We start from the raw sequence: 292 nt of genomic DNA, 5'->3' as shown, positions 1-292 counted from the left end.
CTGCCGAAGCCTAGTCCGGATCAGCAGATTGCATGGTCAAAAAGAGGCCAGATGTTGTATGCAGAAGCAGGTATTACAACAGCCCATGATGGAGCTACCAAGTTTAATGATCTGGAAATTATGAAACATGCCAATAAGGCGAATGTAAATATGATTGATATTATTGCATTTCCCTTTATTGGAGATTTGAAATCTGCCGAAGCCTAGTCCGGATCAGCAGATTGCATGGTCAAAAAGAGGCCAGATGTTGTATGCAGAAGCAGGTATTACAACAGCCCATGATGGAGCTACC

At 43.2% G+C, this 292-nt stretch carries 1 protein-coding gene; it reads left to right on the top strand.

What is annotated here, in order from left to right; all coding sequences use genetic code 11:
• A partial coding sequence (locus BOQ62_RS22375) for a hypothetical protein (RefSeq protein WP_228413680.1) occupies positions 1-207 on the top strand: 207 nt, incomplete at its 5' end.
• Positions 208-292 lie beyond the last annotated feature (85 nt).

Source organism: Chryseobacterium sp. CH21 (assembly GCF_004119445.1).
Taxonomy (GTDB): Bacteria; Bacteroidota; Bacteroidia; order Flavobacteriales; family Weeksellaceae; genus Chryseobacterium.
The sequence above is the reverse complement of the archived record's forward strand: the minus strand, read 5'-3'. Positions and strand labels throughout refer to the sequence as shown.